The following is a 24,534-nucleotide window of genomic DNA, read 5'->3' as shown; positions in this document are numbered from 1 at the left end:
ATGGCTGCAGACATCGTGCCGATCGGGCTGAGCTTGACCAAGGGCGACGTGTACACGCTGTGGGCACCGCGGTGGCGCGCCGACGGGGACGAGTGGGAAGCGTTCCTCGGCAAGGACGAGGACCTCTACGTGCTCGATTCCGTGGCCGACCTGGCCGCGTTCGTGCGGACCAACGCCGACAACGACCTCACCGACCACCCCGCGTGGGAGAAGCTGACGACGGCGAACGCGCACCGGCTCGTGCCCGACGAGGAGCACTCCTACGACCTCGCCGGCTTCGAGGAGATCCTGTCGAACAAGCCGACCGAGGACAGCGTGCGCACGCTGCACCGCGCACTGTCGGTCGTGTCGTCGATCGGATCGGTGTGCGAACTGCCCGCGGTGACGAAGTTCTTCAACGGCAATCCGCTGCTGGGCACCGTCGGCGGCGGCGCCGAGGCGTACGCCGGTCGAGCGGGGCGCAAGCGCTGGGCCGAGATCGAGAAGATCATCAACCGCGGCTGGGACGCAGTGATCGAGTCGATCGACGAGATCATCACCAAGCCCGACGTGGACAGTGCCGCCGTCGAAAAGGCGCAGGCAGAGCTCGACGAGCCGGCGCCTGAGCCGGAAGAAGACGAGGTCGTCATCGACGACATCGTGGACACCGAGGAGGAGGCCGACGACCTGACCGCGGCCGCCGAGGACAAGGTGCTGGGCAGCGACGAGGACTTCTGGGCGCGCGTCGGCATCGACCCGGTCCGGATGATGACCAGCAGCGGCACCTTCTTCACGCTGCGCTGCTACCTCGACGACCGGCCGATCTTCCTGGGCCGCAACGGCCGCATCAGCGTGTTCGGGTCGGAGCGGGCCCTGGCTCGCTACCTGGCTGACGAGCACGATCACGACCTGTCGGACCTCGCGACCTACGACGACATCCGAACCGCGGCGACCGACGGCTCGCTGCGCGTGGAGGTCACCGACGACAACATCTACGTGCTGTCGGGGATCGTCGACGACCTCGCCGAAGGTCCCGACGCGCTCGATCACGACCAGCTCGAGCTCGCCGTCGAGTTGCTGCGCGACATCGCGGACTACGCCGAGGACACCAGCGTCGCGGCCAAGCTCGACAAGGACACCGCGCTGGGCCGGCTGATCGCCTACTCGCTGGAGCCGGGCTCGGTGTCGCGGCCGAGCGCGCCGTACGCCGAGGCCGTCACGCAGTGGGAGTCGTTGGAGCGCTTCGTGGAGTCACGCCTGCGCTCGGAGTGACGCCCGCAGAGCCTCGGCGAAGACGGCCGTATCGGTGAGAAACCCGACGTGTCCGCCAGGGAAGATCTGCGCACCGATGCCGAGCGCATCGGCGAGCGCCGATGACGTCGGGTGGGTGAGCAACGCGCCCGAGTCGGCGCCGATGCCGACGACGATCCGGCTGCCGCGCAGTGAGTCGACGTCGGGCCGGTAGCCCGTGGTGGCCCGCAGGTCGTGGTCGAAGAACCGGGCCGCGTGCCGGCGCTCCTCCTCGCTCGGCGGCGGGGTCTCCCCCACAGCCTCGGGCGGCTCGAAGCCTGCATTGATCATGAAGGCGCGCCACGCGGCGTGGACGCCGTCGGCGTGGAAGGTGTCGATGATGCGCTCGGTGTCGGCGCGGCGGCTCTCCGCGTCGGCCAGCAACTCGATCAAGGGCGGCTCGTGGGCTATCGCCGTCTGCACGCGTGCCGGCCACCGCGTCATCAGCGCCACCACTGTGACCGCACCGCCGCTGGAGCCGAAGACCTCCGCGCGGTCAGCGCCCATGTCGTCGAGGATCGCGACCACGTCTTCAGCACGCGTCTCCACCGTCGCCTTCTGGTCCGGGTCGTCGAGCGTGCTGGCGCCATACCCGCGCGGGTCGAGGGTCACGACCGTGCGCTCGGGCGCCATCGCATCGGCGAGCGGCTGAAAATCGCCGGCACCCATCGGCGACCCGACCAGAACCAGCAGGGGCCCGCTACCGCGGACTTCGTAATGAAGGACGGCGCCGGGAACGGTCAGCCGACGGGTGACGGGAGAGCTGGTCATGGTGAGTTCGACTGCTTCAGCGAGCCGAAGTCATCGCTCGGCCGCGATTTCGGCGTGCTGGCCGTCGGTGAGCGACGACAGACACGCCGAAATCGCTAGCCGATGAGGACCGCGTAGCGGGGTTTGATCACTTCGTCGATGATCGTCAAGCGCTCGTCGAACGCGATGAACGCCGACTTCATCGCGTTGATGGTGAACCGTTCGAGATCGCTCCACCCGTAGCCGAACGCCTCCACCAGCCGGAGCATCTCCTGGCTCATCGTGGTGTCGCTCATCAACCTGTTGTCGGTGTTCACCGTCACCCGGAAGCGCAAGCGAGCCAGCCGGTCGAACGGATGCTCGGCGATGCTGTCGACTGCGCCGGTCTGCACATTGGAGCTCGGGCACATCTCGAACGGCACCCGCTTGTCACGAAGCAGAGACGCGAGCCGGCCCAACCGCGCGGTGCCGTCGGGATCGACGGTGATGTCGTCGACGATGCGCACCCCGTGGCCGAGCCGGTCCGCTCCGCAGAACGCGATGGCCTCGTGGATCGACGGCAACCCGAAAGCCTCGCCCGCGTGAATCGTGAAGCGCGCGTTGTTGCTTCGCATGTACTCGAACGCGTCGAGGTGACGGGTGGGCGGGTAGCCGGCTTCCGCGCCGGCGATGTCGAAGCCGACGACGCCCTGGTCCCGGAACCGGATCGCCAGTGCCGCGATCTCCCGCGAGCGCGCGGCGTGGCGCATCGCCGTGACCAGGCAGCGCACCACGATGGGGCGGCCCCCGGCAGCAGCCGCCTTCTCTCCGTCGGCGAAGCCGGCCAGCACCGCCTCGACGACCTCGTCGAGAGACAACCCGCCGTCGATGTGCAGTTCGGGGGCGAACCGGATCTCGGCGTAGACGACGTTGTCGTCGGCGAGGTCCTCCACGCATTCGAGGGCCACCCGATGCAGTGCCTGCGGGGTCTGCATCACGCCGACGGTGTGGGCGAACGGTTCCAGATAGCGCACCAGCGAGCCGCTGTGCGCGGCGGTGCGGAAAAACGTCGCCAGCGCCTCGGAGTCCTGCTCGGGCAGCTGGTCGTACCCGGTTTCCTCCGCCAGTTCGAGAACCGTCTGCGGCCGCAGCCCGCCGTCGAGATGATCGTGCAGCAGCGCCTTGGGCGCCTGCCGGATGTTCTCCAGCGTCAACGGTGTCGTCATCTGGCTCTCCTCACGTGATCCGATCGATGATCAGCGGACGCGTGGGCGGCGCCTCGTCGCCCACTCGCCAGGCCCCGTCGAGTTCCGACAAGGCGGGCCCGAACCGCTCAGGGGTGTCGCTGTAGAGCGTGAACAGCGTCTCACCCGCAGCCACGGGTTCGCCGGGCCGACGATGAATGCGCATGCCTGCGCCGAACTGCACCCGCTCGCCGGGAGCCGACCGGCCCGCGCCGAGCCGCCACACCGCGAGTCCCACGGCCATCGCGTCGATGTCCCCCATCGTGCCACTGCGCGAGGCGATCACGGTCTCGCTGTGAGCACCGATCGGCAACGGTGTCGCGAGGTCACCACCCTGCGCCGCGATCAACGCGCGGAACCGGTCCATCGCCGACCCGTCGCGCAGTGTCTGTGCCGGATCGACGGCGTCCAGACCGGCCGCGTCGCACATCTCCCGCGCCAACGCGACGGTCAACTCGACCACGTCCTCGGGTCCGCCGCCGGCGAGGACGTCCAACGACTCGGCCACCTCGACCGCGTTGCCGACCGTGCGTCCCAGCGGCACCTCCATGTCAGTCAGCAGCGCGCGGGTGGCCACCCCGTGCTCGCGGCCCAGGGCGACCATCGTCTCCGCCAATTCGCGCGACTCCGGTTCGGTGGCGAGGAACGCCCCGGAGCCGACCTTGGTGTCGAGCACCAGCGCTGCGGCGCCTTCGGCGATCTTCTTGCTCATCACCGAACTCGCGATCAGCGGAAGCGATTCGGTGGTGCCGGTGACGTCGCGCAGCGCGTAGATCTTACGGTCTGCGGGCGCCAGCTCCCCGGCGGCGAAGATCGCCGCGCCGAGGTCCCGAAGTTGTTGGTGGATCTGCGGTTTGGTGATCTCCGCGGTGAACCCTGCGATCGACTCGAGCTTGTCCAGGGTGCCGCCGGTGTGCCCGAGACCCCGTCCCGCCGCCTGCGGGACCGCACCACCGCACGCCATCACCATCGGGACCAGGGGGATGGTGATCTTGTCCCCGACGCCGCCGGTGGAGTGCTTGTCGACGGTCGGGCGGCCGACGTCGGAGAAGTCGAACCGCTCCCCGGAGGCGACCATCGCCGCGGTCCAGCGGGCGATCTCATGAGTCGACATGCCCTTCAGGAAGATCGCCATCAACAGCGCCGCCATCTGTCCGTCGGTGACGCGGTCGCGGGTGTAGGCGTCGATCACCCAGTCGATCGCGGCGTCGGAGAGGGTGTGGCCGTCGCGCTTGGTCCGAATGACGGTGGGCGCATCGAAACTCGATCCGAAAGTGTTCTGGGTCACTAGTTTTCCCCGATTTCCCCGGGCCTACGGGCCAGATCGTCGGGTCCGAATGCGTCGGGCAGCAGCTGGCGCAGCGGGCGCGGACCTGACGGATGGTCGACGAGCATGTCAGGGCCGCCGTGCTCGAGCAGCACCTGCCGGCAGCGCCCGCACGGCATCAACGTCGCGCCGTCGGGGCCCACGCAGGCCAGTGCGAGCAGGCGCCCACCACCGCCGGAAACCAGGGCGCAGACCACTGCGCACTCCGCACAGAGACCCAGGCCATATGAGACATTCTCCACATTGCACCCGGTCACTATTCGGTAATCGTCGACCAGTGCCGCGGCCCCGACCGGGAACCCCGAATAGGGCGCATAGGCGTGCCGAGCAACATCAATTGCACTGCGCCGCAACAACTCCCAATCAACATCGGCGCTCACATCAGGCCTTCCCAGCAGATTCTGAATCCATTCCGAACCCCCCGCCTCGTGACCAGCAGTATCAGATAGGCGACCCTAATAAACGCCCGTTTTCGAGGGCATACGGCCACAGGCTAGTTCGTTCGACAGTACAAAGGAGATTAGAGTCGCTGCGAGGTTCGGAGAACCAGCCGACGGGCACATCTCCGAGCATCCACCGATGGCGTTGGAGGGGTCAGATGAGTACGGCAACATCATCGGGCGACATTGCGGCACCACGCTCGCAGCCGTCGCGCCGACGAACCCTGTATCGCGGCGATCCCGCGATGTGGTCGTGGGTTCTGCATCGAATCTCCGGTGCCTCGATCTTCTTCTTTCTGTTCGTTCACGTGACGGACACCGCGCTGGTCCGGGTCAGCCCGCAGGCCTACAACGAGATCATCGAGACCTACAAGACGCCGATCATCGGCCTCATGGAGCTCGGCCTCGTCGCCGCCGTCCTCTACCACGCGCTCAACGGCATCCGCGTGATCCTGATCGACTTCTGGTCGGAGGGACCGCGCCATCAACGCAAGATGCTGTGGGTCGTCGCCGGAGTCTTCCTCACGGTGCTGATCGCGTCCGTGGGTGTGATCGGCATGCACATGGTGGAGAGGTTCTTCTAAATGGCCGAGAATCCGTACGACCACATCAGCGATCGCGGCGGCAGCGCGCCGGTCATGCAGCGCAGCCACGACCGGCCGGCCAGCCTCGACAATCCCCGGTCGCCGCGGCGCGCGGGCGGGATGCCCAACTTCGAGAAGTACGCCTGGCTGTTCATGCGCTTCTCCGGCCTGGTGCTCGTCTTCCTGGCGCTCGGCCACCTGTTCATCATGTTGATGTGGGACGGCGGCGTGTACCGCATCGACTTCAACTTCGTCGCGCAGCGCTGGTCCTCGCCGTTCTGGCAGACCTGGGACCTGCTGCTGCTCTGGCTCGCTCAGCTGCACGGCGGCAACGGCATGCGCACGATCATCGCCGACTACAGCCGCAAGGATTCGACCAAGTTCTGGCTGAACACCCTGCTGGCCCTGTCGATGGTGTTCGTGCTGGTGCTGGGCACCTACGTGCTGCTGACGTTCGACGCGTCCATCTCTTGATCGGGAGCTCACGATGATTCAAGAACACCGCTACGACGTCGTCATCGTCGGTGCCGGCGGCGCCGGCATGCGCGCCGCCGTCGAGGCCGGCCCGCGCGTGCGCACCGCCGTGCTGACAAAGCTGTATCCGACGCGCTCGCACACCGGCGCGGCCCAGGGCGGAATGTGCGCCGCGCTGGCGAATGTCGAAGAGGACAACTGGGAGTGGCACACCTTCGACACCGTCAAGGGCGGCGACTACCTCGCCGACCAGGATGCTGTCGAGATCATGGCCAAGGAGGCCATCGATGCGGTGCTCGACCTCGAGAAGATGGGGATGCCGTTCAACCGCACCCCCGAGGGCCGCATCGATCAGCGCCGCTTCGGCGGCCACACCCGCGATCACGGTAAAGCCCCGGTGCGCCGGGCCTGCTATGCCGCCGACCGCACCGGCCACATGATCCTGCAGACGCTGTACCAAAACTGCGTCAAGCACGACGTCGAGTTCTTCAACGAGTTCTACGCCCTCGACATCGCGATGACCGAGACCCCGTCGGGTCCGGTCGCCACCGGCGTCATCGCCTACGAACTCGCAACCGGAGACATCCACGTCTTCCACGCCAAGGCGATCGTGTTCGCCACCGGCGGGTCGGGCCGGATGTACAAGACCACGTCCAATGCGCACACGCTGACCGGCGACGGCCTGGGCATCGTCTTCCGCAAGGGACTTCCCCTGGAGGACATGGAGTTCCACCAGTTCCACCCGACGGGCCTGGCCGGTCTGGGCATCCTGATCTCCGAGGCCGTGCGCGGCGAGGGCGGCCGGCTGCTCAACGGTGAGGGCGAACGGTTCATGGAGCGCTATGCGCCCACGATCGTCGACCTGGCGCCCCGCGACATCGTCGCCCGCTCCATGGTTCTCGAGGTGCTCGAGGGTCGCGGCGCCGGACCGAACAAGGACTACGTCTACATCGACGTGCGCCACCTCGGCGAGGACGTGCTCGAGGCCAAGCTGCCCGACATCACCGAGTTCGCCCGCACCTACCTGGGCGTCGACCCGGTGAAGGAACTGGTGCCCGTCTACCCGACCTGTCACTACGTCATGGGCGGCATCCCCACCACCGTCAACGGGCAGGTGCTCTCGGACAACACCACCGTCGTGCCGGGTCTGTACGCCGCCGGTGAATGCGCATGCGTCTCGGTGCACGGCGCCAACCGGCTGGGCACCAACTCGCTGCTCGACATCAACGTCTTCGGTCGCCGTGCCGGCATCGCCGCCGCGAATTACGCACTGGGACATGACTTCGTCGACCTGCCGGAGAAGCCGGCCGACATGGTGGTCGGCTGGGTCGGCGACATCCTCTCCGAGCACGGCAACGAGCGCGTCGCCGACATCCGGGGTGCGCTGCAGCAGTCGATGGACAACAACGCCGCGGTGTTCCGTACCGAGGAGACCCTCAAGCAGGCGCTGACCGACATCCACGCGCTCAAGGAGCGCTACGCCCGAATCACGGTGCAAGACAAGGGCAAGCGCTACAACAGCGATCTGCTCGAGGCCATCGAGCTCGGCTTCCTGTTGGAGCTGGCGGAGGTCACCGTGGTCGGCGCGCTCAACCGCAAGGAGTCCCGCGGCGGACACGCCCGCGAGGACTACCCGAACCGCGACGACACCAACTACATGCGTCACACCATGGCCTATAAGGACGGCAAGGACCTGCTGTCGGACATCCGCCTGGACTACAAGCCGGTGGTGCAGACGCGGTACGAGCCGATGGAACGGAAGTACTGAGATGAGTGCACCAGTTCTGGACAAGCAAGACACTCCCCCCGTGCCCGAGGGCGCGGTGATGGTGACGCTGAAGATCGCCCGGTTCAACCCGGAAGCACCCGATGACGCAGGCTGGCAGAGCTTCCGCGTACCGTGCCTGCCCAGCGACCGGCTGCTGAACCTGCTGCACTACGTGAAGTGGTACCTCGACGGGACGTTGACGTTCCGCCGGTCCTGCGCGCACGGGGTGTGCGGGTCGGACGCCATGCGCATCAACGGCGTGAATCGGTTGGCGTGCAAGGTGCTGATGCGCGACATGCTGCCGAAGAACCCGAACAAGGCGCTGACCATCACGATCGAGCCGATCCGCGGGTTGCCCGTGGAGAAGGACCTCGTCGTCGACATGGAGCCGTTCTTCGACGCATACCGGGCGATCAAGCCGTACCTGATCACCTCGGGCAATCAGCCCACCCGAGAGCGGATTCAGAGCCAGACCGACCGGGCGCGTTACGACGACACCACCAAGTGCATCCTGTGCGCCTGCTGCACCACCAGCTGCCCGGTGTACTGGAGCGAGGGGTCCTACTTCGGCCCGGCGGCGATCGTCAACGCCCACCGGTTCATCTTCGACAGCCGTGACGAGGGGGCCGCCGAACGGCTGGACATCCTCAACGACGTGGACGGGGTGTGGCGCTGCCGCACCACGTTCAACTGCACCGAGGCGTGTCCGCGTGGCATCGAGGTCACGAAGGCGATCCAGGAGGTCAAGCGCGCGTTGATGTTCGCGCGCTGACGAAGGCGAGCGAGGGACGAGCCCGACGAGGAAGCGCGCCATCTCACTTCGCGCGCTAGGCGATTTCGGCGTGCGGAGGGGCGCTCAGCGCTACCCAGCACGCCGAAATCACTACTCGCGGGCCCGCTCTGCCACCTCTTCGTCGTAGTAGCGCAGGATCACCGCGACGGCCGCGGCCACCGGCACCGCCAGGAACGCGCCGATCACCCCGAATGTCGACGCGCCCAGCGTCACCGCGAGCAGCACGATCACCGCGTGCAGCTTCATCGACTTCGACTGCAGCCACGGCTGCAGCACGTTCCCCTCGAGCTGCTGCACCGCGACGATGATGCCCAGCACGATCAGCGCATTGACCGGACCATTGGCCACCAGCGCGACGAGCACTGCCAACCCGCCCGCGACGAACGCGCCGACGATCGGTACGAAGCCGCCGATGAACGTCAGGATCGCCAGCGCGTAGGCCAGCGGGACGCCGAGGATCACCAGGCCGATGCCGATCAGCACCGCGTCGACGAGGCTGACCAGCGCCTGGGTCCTGATGAACCCGCCGAGGGTGGCCCAGACGCGTTGGAGCACCTCGGCCAGGTGCGGGGCCGCGGGCATGCCCGCGACGCGCCGCAGCCACGGCAGGAACCCCGGCCCGTCCTTGAGGAAGAAGAACGCGACGACGATCGCGGTGAACACCGTGACCAGCGCCGACGTCGCGGCACCGACACCGGTGAACAGTCCGGCCGCGATCTTGGCGCTGCTGGAGTTGAGCGTGTCGTTGATTGCGTCGACCGCTGAGTTCAGTTGGGCGTCACTGATGTTCAGTGGCGGTCCGCCGAGCCAGTCGCGCACCTCGACGACGCCGGCGGTGGCCTGTTCAGCCAGCTCGCCCGCCTGGTTCACGATCGCCGGCGTGACGGCGGCGATGACCCCGGCCAGCACGGCGACGGCCGCGACGAGAACCAGCAGCGCCGCGGGAGCCGGCGGCAGCCCCTTGCCGCGCAACCAGCGCACCGGCGGCCACAGCACCGTGCACAGGATCAGCGCCAGCGCGACCGGCAGCAGGATCACCCACGTCTTGCCGATCACCCACGAGAGCACCCACAGCGCCGCTGCGACCGCGACGAGACGCAGCGACGCACTCGCCAATGACTGGAGATGCCTGTTGTACAGCTGGCCGCGGTCCACCCGCCCTTTCTACCCATCGGCGCGGAATTCACCGCCATCGGCGAGCCAGGAAGTCACGGATCAGCGCTGTCACCGCGGCGAGGTCGCTCTCCAGCAGGAAGTGGCCGCCGTCGCGCAGGTGGATCTCGGCGTCGACAGCGTCCTCGGCGAAGGCCCGGGCCCCGTCGGGTCCGAAGAACGGATCCTTGTCGCCCCACACCGCGAGCACCGGCACGGCGCTGGTGCGCAGATAGTCGTGCAGCTTGGGGTAGAGGCGGGGATTGCTCGCGTAGTCCTTGAACAGAGCCAGCTGGATCGCGTCGTTGCCGGGCCGGGACAGCAGCGCGTGGTCATGATGCCAGGTGTCGGGGCTGACGATGCTCGGGTCGGGCACGCCCGCCACGTATTGCATCCGCGTCGCCTCGAACGACAGGAACTCTCGTAGCTTGTCCGCCGTCGCGGGTGTCTGCTCGCGCTGGTAATCCCAGACCGCCGTCCAGCCCTCAGGGACGAAGCCCGCGTCGTAGCCGTTCCCGTTCTGCGTGATGATCGCGGCGATGGCCTGTGGGTCGCGCAGTGCCAGCCGCCAGCCGACGGGGGCGCCGTAGTCCTGCACGTACATGGCGTACTCGGTGATCTCGAGCTGGTCGAGCAGGCCGGCGGTCAGCTCGGCCAGCGCGTCAAAGGTGTAGTCGAACTCGTCGGCCGGCGGCGCGTCGGAGTAACCGAAGCCGAGATAGTCCGGCGCGATCACGTGATAGCGGTCGGCCAGTTCACCGATCAGGTCGCGGAACATGAACGAGCTGGTGGGAAACCCGTGCAGCAGCACGATCGCCGGCGAGCCCGGCGTGCCTGCCTCGCGGTAGAAGATCTGGCGACCGGCGACGGTGGCGTAGCGATGATGCACGACATTCACGGTATAACTCCTAAAATTGCTTTTACTGGTTATTCCTAGTGAACCCTCGGAGGTGTAACCTGTCAATAGCATTTAGGAGGTTAGTCATGGAGCTTCCGGTCGCGGGGCCCGACGACGAGACACTGCTGCTCGATCTCGTGAACACCACCCCGGTCATCGACGGCGTGCCCACCGACCTCCTGACGTCGGAGTGGCTTGCCGAGCACGACATCGAGCCGTCCGAGCTCTCCGGCCTCGTCGCTGCGCGGGACGTGCTGCAGGCGGTGGTCCGTGGTGAGCGATCGCCGGCGGCGTTGCTGCAGCTTCTCGACGGCGTTGCGCTGCAGCCCGTCGCGACCGACGGCGGCATCGACTGGCAGTTCACGAGCGTCGACGCCGCAGCCCGGGCCGTGATCGCGTGGGACACGCTGCGGATCACCAGCCCTGGGCGTCTGCGGCCGTGCGCCAATGACGAATGCCAGCTGTTCCTGCTGGATCGCAGCAAGCCGAACACCGCGCGGTGGTGCTCGATGGCGATCTGCGGAAATCGCATGAAGGCCCGGCGGCACTATCGGCGCACTCACCCCGACTGAGTCGGGCATGCTTCTCAGGTGCTGATGCTGAGCCAGGTCGTCGGGGCCGTGGTCCGCGGTCCCGACGGGACACCGGTGGGTCGCGTTGCCGACCTGACGGTCAGCCTGGCCGATCCGAATCCGCTGCCGCTGATCGACCGCGTGCTGATCCGGCGCTCTCGCGCGAGCGATGCGCTGCTGCCGTGGTCGGCGGTGTCGGCGGCCCACGGCATGCTGTCGCTCATCGACGAGCCGGCCCAGTTCGCGATCGGTTCGCTGTCCGCGGCGCTCGACGACGACGAAATCCTTGTGCGGCGCGATGTTCTCGACACCCAGGTGGTGGACATCGGTGAGCAGCGGCTGGCCCGGGTCGCCGACGTGGTCCTGGCCCGCACCCCCGACGGACACATGGAGGTCGTCGGAGTCGAGGTCGGGTTCGGCGCCGTGCTGCGGCGGCTGGGTCTGCGTCGGCTGGCAGCCCGAGCGGGACGAGACGCAGTCGCGTGGAGCGATCTGCATCTGACCTCCGATCGCGGCCATGCCGTGCAACTCGCCACTCCGCGCTCGGCAGTGCACCACCTCGACGCGCGCGCGCTCGCCGCGCTGGTCAGCCGACTGGACACGGGCGCGGCGACCGACGTTCTCGCCACCCGGAATCCGTATGTGGCCGCCGAGGTCGTCCGTGCCGGACCTGCCGAGGTGGGCGAGCGAGTACTGCGGGCACTGCCCGACACGACCGCCGTCAAGATCGTCGCCGCGATGCCCGCCGAGCACGCCCGCACGTGGCGCCGCCGCCTCGCCCGCCCGCGCGCCCGGCGGTTCCTGCGGTCGCACGTCTGGCCGCGTCGCACGTGAAGCGCCGGAAAGGGATCGCCCTCGGTGGTCTGTTCGCGGTCGTCGGCCCGGGACTTCTGGCGGGCCTCTCCGACGATGATCCTGCGGGCATCACGACCTACTCGGTGCTGGGCGCCGAGCACGGCTACCAACTGTTGTGGGTGCTGTTGTTGTCGACCGTCGCGCTGGTGATGTTCCACGGTCTGGCCGCACGCATGGGAGTGGTGACCGGCCAGGGCCTGATCGGCCTGGTACGCCAGCGCTACGGCGTCCGGGTCGGCGGCACCGTGCTGATCGCGCTGGTGATCGCCAACATCGGCACCATCTGTGCCGAATTCGCAGGTATCGCAGCAGGTTTCGAACTCTTCGGGATCAGCCGCTACATCAGCGTGCCGGCCACCGCGGTGATCGTGTCGATGGTGGTGCTGCGCGGCAGTTTTCATCGCGTGGAGCACGTGCTGCTTGCGTTGTCGACGGTGTTTCTCGCCTACATCGCTTCGGGGGTGCTGGCGCGGCCCGACTGGGGTGCGGCGGCCAGGGGGCTCGTGGTGCCGAGCATGCCGACCGACAGCGCGACGATTGCGATCGTCACGGCGACTGTCGGAACGACCCTGGCGCCCTGGGGGCTGTCGTTCATCCAGTCCTACGCCGTCGACAAGAAGTTGCGCACCGAAGATCTGGTGTTCGAGCGCATCGACGTGGTGACCGGAGCGATACTGACCGGCGTCATCGGCTTCTTCGTCGTGGTGGCCTGCGCCGCGACACTGCACCGCGACGGCAGGTCGATCAGAGACGCCGCCGACGCCGCCATGGCGCTGCAGCCTCTCGCAGGCGACACAGCGGCCACACTGTTCGCCGTCGGCCTGATCTGTGCGGCACTGCTCGCCGCCTCGGTGCTCCCGCTGTCGACGGCGTACTCCGTGTGTGAGTACGCCGGAGTCGAAGCGGCCCTCGACGATCCGGTCGGCGAGGCACGGACGTTCTACGTCTCGTTCGGGCTGGTGAGCGCACTGGGCGCGACGGTGGTTCTCATCCCTGGCGCGCCGCTGGTGACCATCCTGGTCGGCACGCAGGTGCTCAACGCGGTGCTGCTGATACCGCTGCTGATCGCGATGATCGGCACGGGCCGCGACCGGGATCTGATGGGCGAGTTCGCCATCGGCCGGGCGGCGACCATCGCCTACGGCGTGACGACCGCGGTGGTGCTGATGTGTGTGGCCGTGCTGGCGGTGGTGTCGGTCACTGGGTGAGCCGAGTCTCGCCGATCGGACCCATCCGACCCGGGGGCGGTGACGAATTCACCACATGCCGAATGAACTGGTTGTCCTGGTCGACGACGACGGCCGTCGCCTCGGATCCGCGCCCAAGGCGCAGGTGCACCACGAGTCAACGCCGCTGCACCTGGCGTTCTCCTGCTACCTCTTCGACGAGTCCGGCAACGTGCTGATGACCCGTCGGGCGCTGCACAAGCGCACCTTCGCCGGCATCTGGACCAACTCCTGCTGCGGCCACCCCGCCCCTGACGAGTCGATGACCGACGCCGTGCACCGCCGCGTGCGTGAAGAACTGGGCGTCGGCATCGCCGAGCTGACCTGCGTGCTGCGCGACTTCCGCTACTACGCCGTGGCCGCCGACGGTGTCGCCGAGAACGAGCTCTGCCCGGTCTACTGCGGACGCGTCGACGGACCCGTGCACGCCGACCCGGAGGAAGTCATGGACTACCGGTGGGTGCCCTGGGAGCACGCCCGCACCGCCGCCGGCCTGGGCTGGGCGATCAGCCCGTGGGCCGCCGAGCAGATCCCGCTGCTGGACAACGCCGGCGTCCCGCGGGGCCGTTAACCCCTGGTCTGGAACAGACGCTCGGCGTACGCCAGATCGTCGCGCCACAGCCTGGCCGCCGCGCGCCGCATCAGCGGCCGCAACAGCGGGCCGGCCACCAGCCCCTTGCCGAAGTGGGGGCGATCCGAGTGCGCGATCACGGCCTCCACCACCGCGGTCCTCGGCCGCCCGTCGGGGCCTGGCCCGAGAGGTGTCGCGTGGGTCTCCACGACGCTGCCCTGCCCCTCGCCCTCGATGATGCGCATCGTGACCGTGCGCGGACCCGGCGTGGTGAACTCCGCGATGACGGGGACGCCGAGACGTCCGATGCGGAACGTGACGTCGACGACGAACCGGTCTAGCGACTCGGGCAGATCGTCCTCGGCCGGCGGGGCACTGAGCACCTTGAGCTGGGTGAACGAATACGGGTGGAACCACGCGCCGTGCCAGGGGTCGAGCCGGTTGGCCACGACGTCGGCCGGTTCGCAGACGCCCTCGCGCCGCGTCACGGCGGCCAGCGCCGGATCGCCGGGGCGCGGCATCGGCGGCGGTGTGTCAGACAGTGGCGACGTCGCCGGGTCGACGGCGTCGTCGAAGCGCACCCAGCACAGCACCCCGTCGTCGTAGGACGCGTACGGCTTCCACGTCCCGTGCCTGCGTTCGCCGAGCCGCAGCCCGTGCCACGGGCACACCAGCGTGCCGCACTCCACCGGCGCGGTCGCCAGATCGGCGCCGAGGTGCGGGCACGCCCGGGGCGCGACCAGCAGAGCACCGTCGGCCCCGCGCCACGCGACGATCTCGCGACCGGCGACGGTGGTGCCCAGCGCCGAGGACGTCAGCGTCGAACTCTCCGCGAACGCGAACCAATTGCCGCCCGCCTTGCGCTGAGCCCGGCGCAGCGCGGCCGAGATCAGCGCCGGGTTGGCATCAGCGTAGGTCGGGGTCTGACCCGCCCAGTCGAGCGCCGGGAGCACCTCGAACGGCCATGCGGCAGCGACCCTTTGGCGCCAGCCCTTGTCCTCGCTCATCGGGCCGCACCCGCGCTGGCCAGCCGGCGCAACACGCCGGAGCGTCCGTGGTTGGGCACCGTGTGCAGGGGATGGCCGGCCAGCCCGAAGCCGCCCAGCAGCTCGTTGGCGGCCGTCCAGCCCGTCGTCGCGGCCCGCTCCATCAGGGCAACCGGCAAATCGATGCGAATACCGTCTCCTGCCAGCATGATTCGCGGATCCGGTGTGCGGACTCCCGGCCGGTCGGCGAAGTCGCCCGGAGCGAAGCGCGGACAATCGTCGCGGCGCAGGAGCCGCTCGTCGACAATCGAGGCAGTCACCGTCTCAGGGTAGAGCTCCTGCATGCGTGCGATCAGCGCATCGCGCACCGTGTTCATCGATTCGGCGGCCACCGGTTCTGTGACCGAGTAGGCGTGCAGTTCCACGACCGATCCCCCGGTCCGCGCCGCCCATCGCGCGGCCTCCCGCTCGTAGCGTTCCACCACGCTGACATTGTCCAACGGTTCGCGTCCCCCCGTCCCGACGAAGGCGGCGCGGTCCGGGCGCACCGGACGGTCCAGCCACAGCCGCAGCACCACGAACGGTGGTGCGGTGCCCATCGCCGCGACCCGCTGCCGCCACGACACATCCCCCAACCCGGGTGACGCCGCGACGATGCGCTGCAGACCGGCGACGTCGGTGGCGAGGACCACGCCGTCGGCGTCGAGGACGTCACCGCCTGCGGTCCGCACCGTCACAGCGTCCGCGGCCGTCACGGCGTCGACGGTCTCCCCCGTGTGGAACACCACGCCGCGTCCCGCAAGGTAGTCGCGCAGCGGATTCCACAGAGCCACATCGAAATTGGCGTTCGCGACGTCGAAGATGAGACCTTCGCTGGAGCCCAGGAAATAGATGTGGAACATCGTGACCAATTCCCCGGCCGACAGCGCCTCGGGCCGGGCGAAGAAGCTGCGGGCGAAGACCTCGAACGCGAGGTGACGCGCCGCGTCGGGAAAGTTGATGTCGCGCAGGAATGTCTGCGCATCCCGATGGTCGAGCTGTCGGTACGTATCGGGTACGGACACCGCCGCGAGCGGCGCAGCCGCCTTCGCGTCGATGCGCACGAGGTCGCGCAACCGAAAGGTGGGGCTGCGCAACGCGAACGCCAATGCATTCAGCGGCGGCGTCTGCGGCAACCCGCGGAACGTGTCCTGCCGACCGGAGCCGTCGATCAGCGGGTAGTCGGAGACCGGTGTCAGCGCCGACAGAGCCGGATCGCCACGCCTCAGCAGCGCACGCAGGTTGTAGTACTGCCGGAAGAACGCGTGGAAGCCACGGTTCATCCCGGTCTGCGACCCGTCGGCCAGCGTCTCGGTCCACCCGCCCACGCGACCACCGAGATAGGCCTGACGCTCGATGACGTCGACGGCGACACCGCGTTCGGCCAGGCCGGTCGCCGCCGCCAGGCCAGCGATCCCGCCGCCCACCACGACGACGCGGGGACGGGCGTCGTCACCGGTGATCGCGGGACGCCCGGGGCGGGCGGGCCAGGTCTGCCGGCGACGATCAGTCACCGATCACACGCTCCCGTGCCGGGCACGGGCCACCCATGACTTGCCCAGGCCGGCCGCGGCGACGACCGCGCGCCGCGGCTTACCCACGGTGGCGCGCCGGCCGAAGATGTCGAAGTCTGACGCCTCGATGCGGTCGAGGATCTCCGAGTACAGCGTCGACGCGGCCGCCACGCAGGGGCGCGAGGCGTGAGCGAGCTTGCCGATTCCCGGTTGGGCCTCGTCGTAGGTCTTACGGGTGATGGCGTGCTGTTCGGCCAGCGCGGCACGCAGCCGGGGCTCGGTGCGCCGGTTGGCCTGGCACCACAGCAACAGATCCCGATCCACGCCGTGGGCGGCCAGCTCGTCGGCGGGTAGGTACACCCGACCCCGGTGCAGGTCCTCGTCGACGTCGCGCAGGAAGTTGGTCAGCTGGAACGCCTTTCCCAACGCGGCGGCATACGGAGCGGCCTCGTCGCGCGGGACGACGGTGCCCAGGATCGGCAGCATCTGCAACCCGATCACTTCGGCCGAGCCGTACATGTACTTCTCCAGCGAGGCACGGTCCGGATAGTCGGTCACCGTGAGATCCATCCGCATCGACGCGAGGAAGTCATCGAACAGATCCCAGCCGATGTCGTATTTGCGCGCGGTGTGCACCACCGCCGCCAGCACCGGGTCGTCGCCGCAGGGCTGGTTCTCGACCAGGGCGTTGAACAGCCGCGTCGACAGCAGCTGCAACTGCTCGGCACGCTGATCGACGGTGCGCGGATCGTCGAGGTCGTCGAGGATGTCGTCAGCGAAGCGGGCGAAGCCGTAGAGCGCGTGCACGGCAGGCCGCTGTCGCGGCGCCAGCAGCCGGGTGGCCAGGAAGAAGGTCTTGCCGTAGCGGGCATTCAGGCTGCGGCACTGCCGGTAGGCGTCGCGTAGCGACGGGTCCCGAACACCCGCCGCGTCGAGCTCGGTGTGGATCATGAGCGGTTGACCTCCGAGGTGGGGTGGCTGGCGTGCACGCCGGTGATGCGATCGGCGGCAAGCCGTCCTGACAGGATCGCGGTCGGCACGCCGACCCCGGGGACAGTGGAGGAACCTGCGAGCACGACGTTGTCGACGCCGCGGACGGTGTTGGCCGGCCGGAACGGCCCGGTCTGAGAGAACGTGTGCGCCAACGCGAACGGGCTACCGGCGGCCATGCCCTGCCGACCCCAGTCGGCCGGGGTCACGACGTGGAGCACCTCGGCATCGTCGGCGACACCCGGCGCGCGCTTGCGGACCGCGTCGATCATGTCGTCGACGTAGCCCGGCCCCACAGTGTCCCAATCCACCACGCCCACATCGGTGTTCGGTGCGGGCGCAAGCACATACAGCAAGTCGCGACCGGCCGGGGCCAGCGACGGGTCGCTGGCCGTCGGACGAGTCACCAACAGCGACGGGTCTCGCATGGTGCGGCCGTCGTCGATGATGTCGCGGAACGTCTGATGCCAGGCGTCGCCGAACAGGATCGTGTGGTGCCCGGCGGCCTCTCCGACCGCCTCGCAACCGACGTGCGCGACGACGGCCGACGGGGCGGCCCGCAGCTTCACCGGACGACGCGGCGTGCGACGCACGAGACGGTAGGTGTCGGGCAGCTCGGTGGTGAGCACCACGGCGTCGGCCGGCACCCGGACCCCCTCGGCCGTGCGGACCGCGGTGACCCGGGAGCCGCTGAACTCGAGCTCGGAAACCGTTGCGTTGTAGATGAATTCGACACCAGCGTGCGACGCTGCCGCAGCCATCGCGTCGGGCAGCGCCCGGACCCCGCCCTGCGGGAAATACACACCGGCCACCGTGTCCATGTAGGCGATCACCGCGTACGCGGCGAGCGCGCTCTGTGGCGGCACGCCCGCATACAGAGCCTGGAAGGTGAACACCCGCAACAGCCGTTCGTCGGTGATGTGGCGGCGCACCATGCGCTCCCAGCCGCGGAAGCCGCCGAGAGCGGCGAGGCGGGCGAGCTGCGGCGTCACCAGCGACAGCGGCGAGTCGAAGTTCGCCCCGATGAAGCCGTCGAACTCGGTGCGGTACAGCCGGGTCAGCCAATCCCGAAGTCGCAGATAGCCGTCGGCCTGCTCGCGGCCGGCGAAGCGCTCCACCTCGGCGGCCATCGCCGCGGCGTCGGTGTGCACGTGCACCGCGCTGCCGTCGGCGAAGCGCGCCTCGTAGGCCGGATCGACCCGTTCCATCGGCAACCGCGCGGCCAGCGAGTCACCGACAGCGGCGAACGCGTCGTCGATGATGTCAGGCATGGTCAACACCGTGGGACCGGTGTCGATCTTGTAGCCGCGGATGTCCTCGCGGCCCACCCGCCCGCCCGGGTGGGCGCCGCGCTCGACGACGGTGACAGCCCGGCCGCGGCCGGCCAGCTGCAGTGCGGCAGAGAGCCCCGACAGTCCGGCTCCGACGATGACGACGCGGTCGGTGCGCCCGGCGACGGTGCGCATCACGCCGCCCGCTGGGTGCAGGCGACGGCCATGTCGGCCAGCGCGGCTCGGGCGAAATCGGGCAGCTCGACCGCGTCGAGGTGGTCCAGTGCCAGGCTGTGCCGATCGGCGATGAGCTCCTCGATCCACTCCACGGCACCGCTGGCTGCGATCAGGTTGCGCCAGTGCTCGGCGGCCTCGGCATCGATGTGCGAGCGGTTCATCAGATCGAACAGCTGATCGCGCAGTGGCGGCTCAGCCAGCTGGTAGGCGGCGATGATGACGCTGGTGGCCTTGCGTTCCTCCATGTCGGTGCCTGCCGACTTCCCGGTCAGCGACGGGGTGCCGAACACTCCGAGGAGATCGTCACGCAGTTGGAACGCTTCGCCGATGGCGGCGCCGTAGGCCGACAGCGCGTCGACGACGTCGTCGTCACACCCGGCCATCACCGCGCCGATCTCCAGCGGCCTGCGGACGGTGTAGTTCCCTGACTTCCGACGCAGCACGTCGAGGACCTCCTCGAGGGTGGGCAGAGCATGTGAACTGTTCACCAGGTCGGCGAACTGACCGATCGCCAACTCGGTACGCATGTCGTCGTAGTGGGGCCACACCCGATCCAGCGCGTGCTGCCCGACGCCGCTGCGGCGCAGCATCTGCTCGGCCCACACCAGGCACAGATCGCCCAGCAGGATCGCCGCGGATTCGCCGAACCGATCGGACGACCCCGCCAGCCCGCGCTCGCGGTGCCACCGGCTGAACGAAACATGCGCGGCAGGCCGGGCGCGGCGCAGCGGCGAGCAATCCATGACGTCGTCCTGGATCAGCGCGAACGCGTGCAGCAGTTCCAGGCTCGCCGAGGCGCGCATCGCGGCTGGGTGTTCATGGTCGTCCCCGTGGCCTCCGCACAGCCAGCCGATGTACATGAACGTCGACCGCACGTACTTGCCGCCGTCGAGGAAGTCGGCGAGCAGACCGCCGGCGATGTCGACGTTCGCCGCCGCCAGGCGGCCAACGCACTCGGATCGCACGAACTCGGCAAGATGGCCGCGCACCGACTCACGCACACTGTCACGCCAGGCGTCGAGCCGGTCGGCCGGTCGTGCGCCCGACATCACCAGGCGAGAGCCCGCCCACTTGCCATCTCTCAAGCTGACCCCTCCTGGTGCACGCCCTGATCGACCCGCGTCACCACCCATTCGTAGCGCCGTCGGCTCCGGATTGGTCGGCATCGCGGCGAGCGACAGTGGCGCCCGCCACATCTCCGACCGAAGCTACTCGACCCTCACTACAGCGACCCTGAAGACGACCCTGAATCACCCGTACCCGCTCCGAAGCCAAGCACGTATAGGCGGCGAGATCACCCGGAATTCGGATCGGACGTCGAACCCCACACCACCTGGCGGCACGCCCAACTGATTCCGAAGCTGTGAGGTTGCTGAATCGACGGAATCAGTCGATAGTGATCGAGTTCACAACTGATTCCAAGCAGGAGGCGCGATGACCAGCGTGGAAAGCAAAGGACTCAAAGGCGGGGCGCTCGGTCTCGTCTCGAGCATCGTGGTCGGGATGGCCTCCACGGCTCCCGCTTACAGCCTGGCCGCCACGCTGGGCCTCATCATCGCCAGCGGCGGAGCCATCCTCTCCGGGGTCAAGGCGCCGGCCATCGTGCTGATCTCCTTCATCCCGATGTACCTGATCGCGGTGGCCTATCAGGAGTTGAACAAGGCCGAACCCGACTGCGGAACGACCTTCACCTGGGCCTCGCGCGCCTTCGGTCCGGTCATCGGATGGCTCGGCGGCTGGGGCATCATCGCCGCCGACGTCATCGTGATGGCCAACCTCGCCCAGATCGCGGGGGCCTACTCCTTCACCTTCGCCGGAGATCTGGGCTGGGACGCTGCGGCCACGCTGTCAGACAGCACGTTCTGGTCCACCGTGGCCGGCGTCATCTGGATCGCCGTGATGACCTACATCTGCTACCGCGGCATCGAGGTGTCGGCGAGGCTGCAATACGCATTGCTGGCCATCGAAGTGGTGGTCCTGATCGGGTTGTCCATCGTGGCGCTGGTCAAGGTGTACACCCGAACCGCGGAAAGCTACTCGCTGATGCCGTCGCTGTCCTGGTTCTGGCCCGGCGGGCTGGACTTCAGCACCGTCATCGCGCCTGCGGTCCTGACCACGATCTTCATCTACTGGGGCTGGGACACCGCGGTCGCCTGCAACGAGGAGTCCGACGATCCCGGTCGCACCCCAGGCCGGGCTGCGGTGATCTCCACCTTTCTGCTGCTGGCCACCTACGCACTCGTCAGCGTCGCGGCCGTCGCCTTCGCGGGGGTCGGAACCGAGGGTATCGGGCTGGGCAATCCGGACAACTCCGCCGACGTGTTCGCCGCGATCGGGCCGGACCTGTTCGGCGACAGCACGCTCGGCCACATCGGCATGCTGCTGCTGTCCGCGTCGATCCTGACCTCGGCCTCGGCGTCGACCCAGACCACGATCCTCCCCACGGCACGCACCACGCTGTCGATGGGCGTCTACCGCGCACTGCCCGAATCGTTCGCCAAGATCCACCGGCGCTACCTGACCCCGACCACGTCGACGATCGCGATGGGTGTCGTCTCCGCCGTGTTCTACGTCCTGTTCACCGTCATCAGCACCAACCTGCTGACCGCGCTGATCGGCTCGGTGGGTCTGATGATCGCCTTCTACTACGGGCTCACCGGCTTCGCGTGCGTGTGGTTCTACCGAAAGACGTTGACCCGCAACCCACGTGACCTGGTCATGCGCGGCGTGGTCCCGCTGCTGGGCGGCATCGTGCTCACCGTCGTCTTCGTCTACGGCCTGCTGCAGTACGCCAAACCCGACTGGCTCACCGACGACGACGGCAACAACGTCACGATCTTCGGCGTCGGGGCAGTCGCGGTGGTGGGTATCGGCGCGCTGATCCTCGGCCTGGTGTTGATGATCGTCTGGCGGATCGCGTCGCCGGACTTCTTCGCCGGCCGGACGCTGCCCCGGCGCAGCCACGACCTCGTGCTCGAGACCGTGCCGGATCAAGAGGCGGCCGTGCCGCACTTCGGCCTGCCCGACGCCGGCGACATGCCGACCGTCATCGCCCGCGACCTGTCCAACCTGCCGCCGGGTGAGCGCGCGATCGACCCGCGCACCGGCGAGGAATTCACCAAAGGCTGATATTCACACAGGTTTCACGCACTGTCCTGCCAGCAAGCTGACAGGACCGTATATTTCCGCCCATGGCGATCACGGAGGAACCGGCGACACCCGCTGTCGGCGGGAAGGGTCTACAGGCAGGCGCCCTCGGCCTCGTCGGCAACGTCGTGATCGGCCTGGCCGCGGTGGCGCCCGCCTACAGCCTGGCGGCCACGCTCGGCTACGTGGTTCTCGAAGTCGGCGAGAAAGCCCCGTCGATGTTCGTGCTCGCGTTCCTGCCGATGCTGCTGGTCGCGTTCGCCTACAAGGAACTCTCCCAGGACACCCCGGATTGCGGGACGACGTTCACCTGGGGCACCAAGGCATTCGGACCGTGGATCGGCTGGATCGGCGGGTGGGGCCTCGCGGTGTCGGCGATCATCGTGCTGGCCAACGTCGCCGAGGTCGCCGCGATCTACCTCTACAACTTCCTCGGCCTGGACTCGCTGGCCGACAATCCCGTCGCCACGGTCTCGCTGGGCTGCTTCTTCATCATCTCGATGACGCTGATCTCGGCGCGCGGCATCGTGGTCAGCGAGCGGGTGCAGAACGTCCTGATCGTCATCCAATTCGGGGTGCTGATCGTGGTCAGCGTCATCGCACTGGTCCGGGTGTTCTCGGGCAACGCAGGGGCCCAAGCGATCACGCCGCAGTGGTCCTGGCTGTGGCCCAGCGGACTCGACGTGTCGTCGATCGCGGCGGCGGTGATCCTCTGCATCTTCATCTACTGGGGGTGGGACGCGTGCCTGGCCGTCGGCGAGGAGACCAAGGATCCCGGAAAGACCCCCGGCATCGCCGCGGTGATCACCACGCTGATCCTGGTGTGCACCTACGTTCTGGTGGCCTACGCGCTGCAGTCCTTCGCAGGCTTCGGTGAGGTCGGGATCGGGCTGAACAATCCCAACAACACCGACGACGTGCTGACCGTGCTCGGTGAACCGGTGGCCGGCGCCGTCGCCGCGTCTGCGCTGCTGCTGACGGTGTCGGTCTCGGCGCTGTCCTCGACGCAGACCACGATCCTGCCGACCGCCCGCGGCACCCTGTCAATGGCCGTCTACGAAGCGATTCCGAAGCGATTCGCGAACGTGCATCCGCGCTACATGACGCCGGCGTTCGGCACCATCGTGATGGGCGTCTCCGCGCTGTTCTTCTATCTGCTCCTGAAGGTGTTGTCGGAGAACGCACTCGCCGATTCGGTCGCGTCACTGGGACTGGCCGTGGCGTTCTACTACGGGATCACCGCGTTCGCCTGCGTGTGGTACTTCCGCGGCACACTGTTCACCTCGATGCGAAACCTGTTCTTCCGCGGCATCTTTCCACTCCTCGGCGGTGCCGCGATGGCTGCCGCGTTCGTCATCAGCGCCAAGGACATGATCTCCCCCGACTACGGCTACACCGCATTCGGCCCGATCGGCGGCGTGTTCGTGCTCGGCATCGGCATGCTGGTGCTCGGCGTGCCGCTGATGCTGGCCTGCTTCGCCTTCGGCACCAAGAGGTTCTTCCGCGGCGAGACGCTCAATGCCCGCACCGAAGTCAAGGTTCCCGACGTCTTCTAAGGACTCACCATGCACCTGACCGTGGGCTATCTCGCCACGCCGACCGGCGACGACGGCGTCGCACTGGCCAGCGCTCTCGCCACGACGTTCGGCGCGACCGTCGACGTCGTGCTCGTCGTGCGCGAAGAACTGCCCGACGGCCACCCGGGTCGGCAGGAATACCAACGCCTGCTGCTCGAACGGGGCGAGGAGTGGGTGGGGCGGGCAGTGGCCGCGCTGGCCCGCGACGGTGTCGAGGCGAACTCGTCGGTGATCGTGGGAGAGTCGTTCGCGCAGACGCTGATCGACGTCGCCGAGGAGAAGTCGTCGGACCTGATCGTGGTCGGCGGGGCACGTGGCGGCTTCTTCGGCCGGCACACCATCGGTCCGGTCACCGGCGCGCTGCTGCACTCCTCACCGCTGCCGGTGGCGCTCGCGCCGCGCGGTTACGCCGAAGACCCCGACGACAACTTCGCCGCGATCACCGCGGCCGTGCCCACCCGACCCGGTGACGACAACCCGTTGCCGTTCGCGATCACGCTCGCCAGCGCGGCGGGCCTGCGGATTCGGATGCTGTCCCTGGTGTCGGCAGAAAACCTCGCCGAGGCGGGCAGCGCACGCGAGGTACGCCAGCTTCAGGTCGCGGCGGCCGAGGAGAACCAGGCCGTTGCCGCGCGGGCGCTGCCCGACGCACCGGACATCGAATCGCTGGTGGCCGACGGCATGACGCTGGAGTCGGCGTTGAAGAAGCTCACATGGGACGACGGCGACCTGCTCGTGGTCGGCTCGTCACGCTTCGCCGCTCCGCGCCGCATCTTCCTCGGGTCGACGGCCGCGCGGATCCTCGCCGGGGTGGACGTGCCGGTGATCGTGGTGCCCCGCGACGGGTAGGCGCCGCGCCTACCGCTCGGCG

23 protein-coding genes are annotated in these 24,534 nt (G+C 68.3%); 12 read left to right on the top strand and 11 right to left on the bottom strand.

The window, feature by feature from the left end; translation table 11 throughout:
* Entirely contained in the window at positions 1-1,251 is a 1,251-nt protein-coding gene (satS, locus tag ACZYYX_RS10530) for a protein export chaperone SatS (protein WP_463814334.1), read from the top strand.
* Here satS and ACZYYX_RS10525 read toward each other — a convergent pair.
* The 4 genes from ACZYYX_RS10525 to ACZYYX_RS10510 form a co-directional block, all read right to left on the bottom strand.
* On the bottom strand, positions 1,231-2,040 hold the full coding sequence (locus ACZYYX_RS10525) for an alpha/beta fold hydrolase (protein WP_463814332.1): 810 nt from the start codon (positions 2,038-2,040) through the stop codon (positions 1,231-1,233). The two genes, satS and ACZYYX_RS10525, sit on opposite strands and share 21 nt — an antisense overlap.
* A gap of 95 nt (positions 2,041-2,135) precedes the next feature.
* Positions 2,136-3,224 (bottom strand): adenosine deaminase, encoded by a 1,089-nt coding sequence (locus ACZYYX_RS10520; RefSeq protein WP_463814331.1) that lies wholly within the window; start codon positions 3,222-3,224, stop codon positions 2,136-2,138.
* Between the two features lie 10 nt (positions 3,225-3,234).
* Positions 3,235-4,530 carry a thymidine phosphorylase gene (locus tag ACZYYX_RS10515; RefSeq protein ID WP_463814330.1) on the bottom strand — a complete coding sequence of 432 codons (1,296 nt, stop codon included), beginning with the start codon at positions 4,528-4,530 and terminating at the stop codon, positions 3,235-3,237.
* The gene (locus ACZYYX_RS10510) at positions 4,530-4,949 is read right to left on the bottom strand and encodes a cytidine deaminase (RefSeq protein WP_463814329.1); all 420 of its coding nucleotides are present in this window, start codon (positions 4,947-4,949) and stop codon (positions 4,530-4,532) included. The genes ACZYYX_RS10515 and ACZYYX_RS10510 overlap by 1 nt, the downstream gene beginning before the upstream one ends.
* 218 nt (positions 4,950-5,167) lie before the next feature.
* On the opposite strand from ACZYYX_RS10510, the gene sdhC reads away from it, so the two are divergent.
* The 4 genes from sdhC to ACZYYX_RS10490 are packed head-to-tail and all read left to right on the top strand — an operon-like array spanning position 5,168 to position 8,607.
* Positions 5,168-5,593, top strand: a complete 426-nt coding sequence (gene sdhC, locus ACZYYX_RS10505; RefSeq protein ID WP_335333221.1) for a succinate dehydrogenase, cytochrome b556 subunit — start codon at positions 5,168-5,170, stop codon at positions 5,591-5,593.
* The gene (locus ACZYYX_RS10500) at positions 5,594-6,067 is read left to right on the top strand and encodes a succinate dehydrogenase hydrophobic membrane anchor subunit (RefSeq protein WP_463814328.1); all 474 of its coding nucleotides are present in this window, start codon (positions 5,594-5,596) and stop codon (positions 6,065-6,067) included. It abuts the gene before it with no gap.
* 13 nt (positions 6,068-6,080) lie between these two features.
* Positions 6,081-7,835, top strand: coding sequence for a succinate dehydrogenase flavoprotein subunit (gene sdhA, locus ACZYYX_RS10495; protein ID WP_463814327.1), 1,755 nt, complete (start codon positions 6,081-6,083; stop codon positions 7,833-7,835).
* 1 nt (position 7,836) lies between these two features.
* Positions 7,837-8,607, top strand: a complete 771-nt coding sequence (locus tag ACZYYX_RS10490; RefSeq protein WP_463814326.1) for a succinate dehydrogenase iron-sulfur subunit — start codon at positions 7,837-7,839, stop codon at positions 8,605-8,607.
* A 111-nt stretch (positions 8,608-8,718) separates the two neighbouring features.
* Here the strand turns inward: ACZYYX_RS10490 and ACZYYX_RS10485 are convergent, their stop codons facing one another.
* On the bottom strand, positions 8,719-9,783 hold the full coding sequence (locus ACZYYX_RS10485; protein WP_463814325.1) for an AI-2E family transporter: 1,065 nt from the start codon (positions 9,781-9,783) through the stop codon (positions 8,719-8,721).
* Positions 9,784-9,811: 28 nt separating this feature from the next.
* Entirely contained in the window at positions 9,812-10,678 is an 867-nt protein-coding gene (locus tag ACZYYX_RS10480) for an alpha/beta fold hydrolase (RefSeq protein WP_463814324.1), read from the bottom strand.
* Positions 10,679-10,764: 86 nt separating this feature from the next.
* On the opposite strand from ACZYYX_RS10480, the gene ACZYYX_RS10475 reads away from it, so the two are divergent.
* Genes ACZYYX_RS10475 through idi form a run of 4 tightly spaced genes read left to right on the top strand, consistent with a single transcriptional unit; the run spans position 10,765 to position 13,902 of the window.
* The gene (locus ACZYYX_RS10475; protein WP_463814323.1) at positions 10,765-11,250 is read left to right on the top strand and encodes a CGNR zinc finger domain-containing protein; all 486 of its coding nucleotides are present in this window, start codon (positions 10,765-10,767) and stop codon (positions 11,248-11,250) included.
* Between the two features lie 24 nt (positions 11,251-11,274).
* On the top strand, positions 11,275-12,084 hold the full coding sequence (locus ACZYYX_RS10470) for a magnesium transporter (RefSeq protein WP_463814870.1): 810 nt from the start codon (positions 11,275-11,277) through the stop codon (positions 12,082-12,084).
* Positions 12,081-13,313 carry an NRAMP family divalent metal transporter gene (locus ACZYYX_RS10465; RefSeq protein WP_463814322.1) on the top strand — a complete coding sequence of 411 codons (1,233 nt, stop codon included), beginning with the start codon at positions 12,081-12,083 and terminating at the stop codon, positions 13,311-13,313. Before ACZYYX_RS10470 ends, ACZYYX_RS10465 begins: the two co-directional genes overlap by 4 nt.
* Positions 13,314-13,368: 55 nt before the next feature.
* Positions 13,369-13,902: an isopentenyl-diphosphate Delta-isomerase gene (gene idi, locus ACZYYX_RS10460; protein ID WP_463814321.1), complete on the top strand. Its 534-nt coding sequence runs from the start codon at positions 13,369-13,371 to the stop codon at positions 13,900-13,902.
* Here the strand turns inward: idi and ACZYYX_RS10455 are convergent.
* From ACZYYX_RS10455 to ACZYYX_RS10435, 5 genes are read right to left on the bottom strand one after another with little or no spacing between them, the layout of a single operon-like run.
* Complete coding sequence (locus tag ACZYYX_RS10455) at positions 13,899-14,909, bottom strand: DUF5914 domain-containing protein (RefSeq protein ID WP_463814320.1); 1,011 nt, start codon at positions 14,907-14,909, stop codon at positions 13,899-13,901. The two genes, idi and ACZYYX_RS10455, sit on opposite strands and share 4 nt — an antisense overlap.
* Entirely contained in the window at positions 14,906-16,441 is a 1,536-nt protein-coding gene (locus ACZYYX_RS10450; protein WP_463814319.1) for an FAD-dependent oxidoreductase, read from the bottom strand. Before ACZYYX_RS10450 ends, ACZYYX_RS10455 begins: the two co-directional genes overlap by 4 nt.
* A gap of 3 nt (positions 16,442-16,444) precedes the next feature.
* On the bottom strand, positions 16,445-17,392 hold the full coding sequence (locus ACZYYX_RS10445) for a phytoene/squalene synthase family protein (RefSeq protein ID WP_463814318.1): 948 nt from the start codon (positions 17,390-17,392) through the stop codon (positions 16,445-16,447).
* Positions 17,389-18,897, bottom strand: coding sequence for a phytoene desaturase family protein (gene crtI / locus ACZYYX_RS10440; protein ID WP_463814317.1), 1,509 nt, complete (start codon positions 18,895-18,897; stop codon positions 17,389-17,391). Before crtI ends, ACZYYX_RS10445 begins: the two co-directional genes overlap by 4 nt.
* The gene (locus tag ACZYYX_RS10435; RefSeq protein ID WP_463814869.1) at positions 18,897-19,988 is read right to left on the bottom strand and encodes a polyprenyl synthetase family protein; all 1,092 of its coding nucleotides are present in this window, start codon (positions 19,986-19,988) and stop codon (positions 18,897-18,899) included. The genes crtI and ACZYYX_RS10435 overlap by 1 nt, the downstream gene beginning before the upstream one ends.
* Before the next feature lie 385 nt (positions 19,989-20,373).
* Here ACZYYX_RS10435 and ACZYYX_RS10430 point away from each other — a divergent pair, with 385 nt between their 5' ends.
* The 3 genes from ACZYYX_RS10430 (at position 20,374) to ACZYYX_RS10420 (ending at position 24,512) form a co-directional block, all read left to right on the top strand.
* Positions 20,374-22,068 (top strand): APC family permease, encoded by a 1,695-nt coding sequence (locus tag ACZYYX_RS10430; RefSeq protein WP_463814316.1) that lies wholly within the window; start codon positions 20,374-20,376, stop codon positions 22,066-22,068.
* Positions 22,069-22,130: 62 nt separating this feature from the next.
* On the top strand, positions 22,131-23,642 hold the full coding sequence (locus tag ACZYYX_RS10425; protein ID WP_463814315.1) for an APC family permease: 1,512 nt from the start codon (positions 22,131-22,133) through the stop codon (positions 23,640-23,642).
* Positions 23,643-23,651: 9 nt separating this feature from the next.
* Positions 23,652-24,512 (top strand): universal stress protein, encoded by an 861-nt coding sequence (locus ACZYYX_RS10420; protein WP_463814314.1) that lies wholly within the window; start codon positions 23,652-23,654, stop codon positions 24,510-24,512.
* The last annotated feature ends 22 nt before the right edge of the window (positions 24,513-24,534 follow it).

The sequence above is a fragment of the Mycobacterium sp. IDUB_1 genome, assembly GCF_055419625.1.
The sequence above is the reverse complement of the archived record's forward strand: the minus strand, read 5'-3'. Positions and strand labels throughout refer to the sequence as shown.

Bases quoted from the DNA above. Each gene is read 5' to 3' on its own strand.
- satS (WP_463814334.1), top strand. From the start codon at position 1: ATGGCTGCAGACATCGTGCCGATCGGGCTGAGCTTGACCAAGGGCGAC.
- ACZYYX_RS10525 (WP_463814332.1), bottom strand. From the start codon at position 2,040: ATGACCAGCTCTCCCGTCACCCGTCGGCTGACCGTTCCCGGCGCCGTC.
- ACZYYX_RS10520 (WP_463814331.1), bottom strand. From the start codon at position 3,224: ATGACGACACCGTTGACGCTGGAGAACATCCGGCAGGCGCCCAAGGCG.
- sdhC (WP_335333221.1), top strand. From the start codon at position 5,168: ATGAGTACGGCAACATCATCGGGCGACATTGCGGCACCACGCTCGCAG.
- ACZYYX_RS10500 (WP_463814328.1), top strand. From the start codon at position 5,594: ATGGCCGAGAATCCGTACGACCACATCAGCGATCGCGGCGGCAGCGCG.
- sdhA (WP_463814327.1), top strand. From the start codon at position 6,081: ATGATTCAAGAACACCGCTACGACGTCGTCATCGTCGGTGCCGGCGGC.
- ACZYYX_RS10490 (WP_463814326.1), top strand. From the start codon at position 7,837: ATGAGTGCACCAGTTCTGGACAAGCAAGACACTCCCCCCGTGCCCGAG.
- ACZYYX_RS10475 (WP_463814323.1), top strand. From the start codon at position 10,765: ATGGAGCTTCCGGTCGCGGGGCCCGACGACGAGACACTGCTGCTCGAT.
- ACZYYX_RS10470 (WP_463814870.1), top strand. From the start codon at position 11,275: ATGCTGAGCCAGGTCGTCGGGGCCGTGGTCCGCGGTCCCGACGGGACA.
- idi (WP_463814321.1), top strand. From the start codon at position 13,369: ATGCCGAATGAACTGGTTGTCCTGGTCGACGACGACGGCCGTCGCCTC.
- ACZYYX_RS10455 (WP_463814320.1), bottom strand. From the start codon at position 14,909: ATGAGCGAGGACAAGGGCTGGCGCCAAAGGGTCGCTGCCGCATGGCCG.
- ACZYYX_RS10445 (WP_463814318.1), bottom strand. From the start codon at position 17,392: ATGATCCACACCGAGCTCGACGCGGCGGGTGTTCGGGACCCGTCGCTA.
- crtI (WP_463814317.1), bottom strand. From the start codon at position 18,897: ATGCGCACCGTCGCCGGGCGCACCGACCGCGTCGTCATCGTCGGAGCC.
- ACZYYX_RS10435 (WP_463814869.1), bottom strand. From the start codon at position 19,988: ATGTCGGGCGCACGACCGGCCGACCGGCTCGACGCCTGGCGTGACAGT.
- ACZYYX_RS10430 (WP_463814316.1), top strand. From the start codon at position 20,374: ATGACCAGCGTGGAAAGCAAAGGACTCAAAGGCGGGGCGCTCGGTCTC.
- ACZYYX_RS10425 (WP_463814315.1), top strand. From the start codon at position 22,131: ATGGCGATCACGGAGGAACCGGCGACACCCGCTGTCGGCGGGAAGGGT.
- ACZYYX_RS10420 (WP_463814314.1), top strand. From the start codon at position 23,652: ATGCACCTGACCGTGGGCTATCTCGCCACGCCGACCGGCGACGACGGC.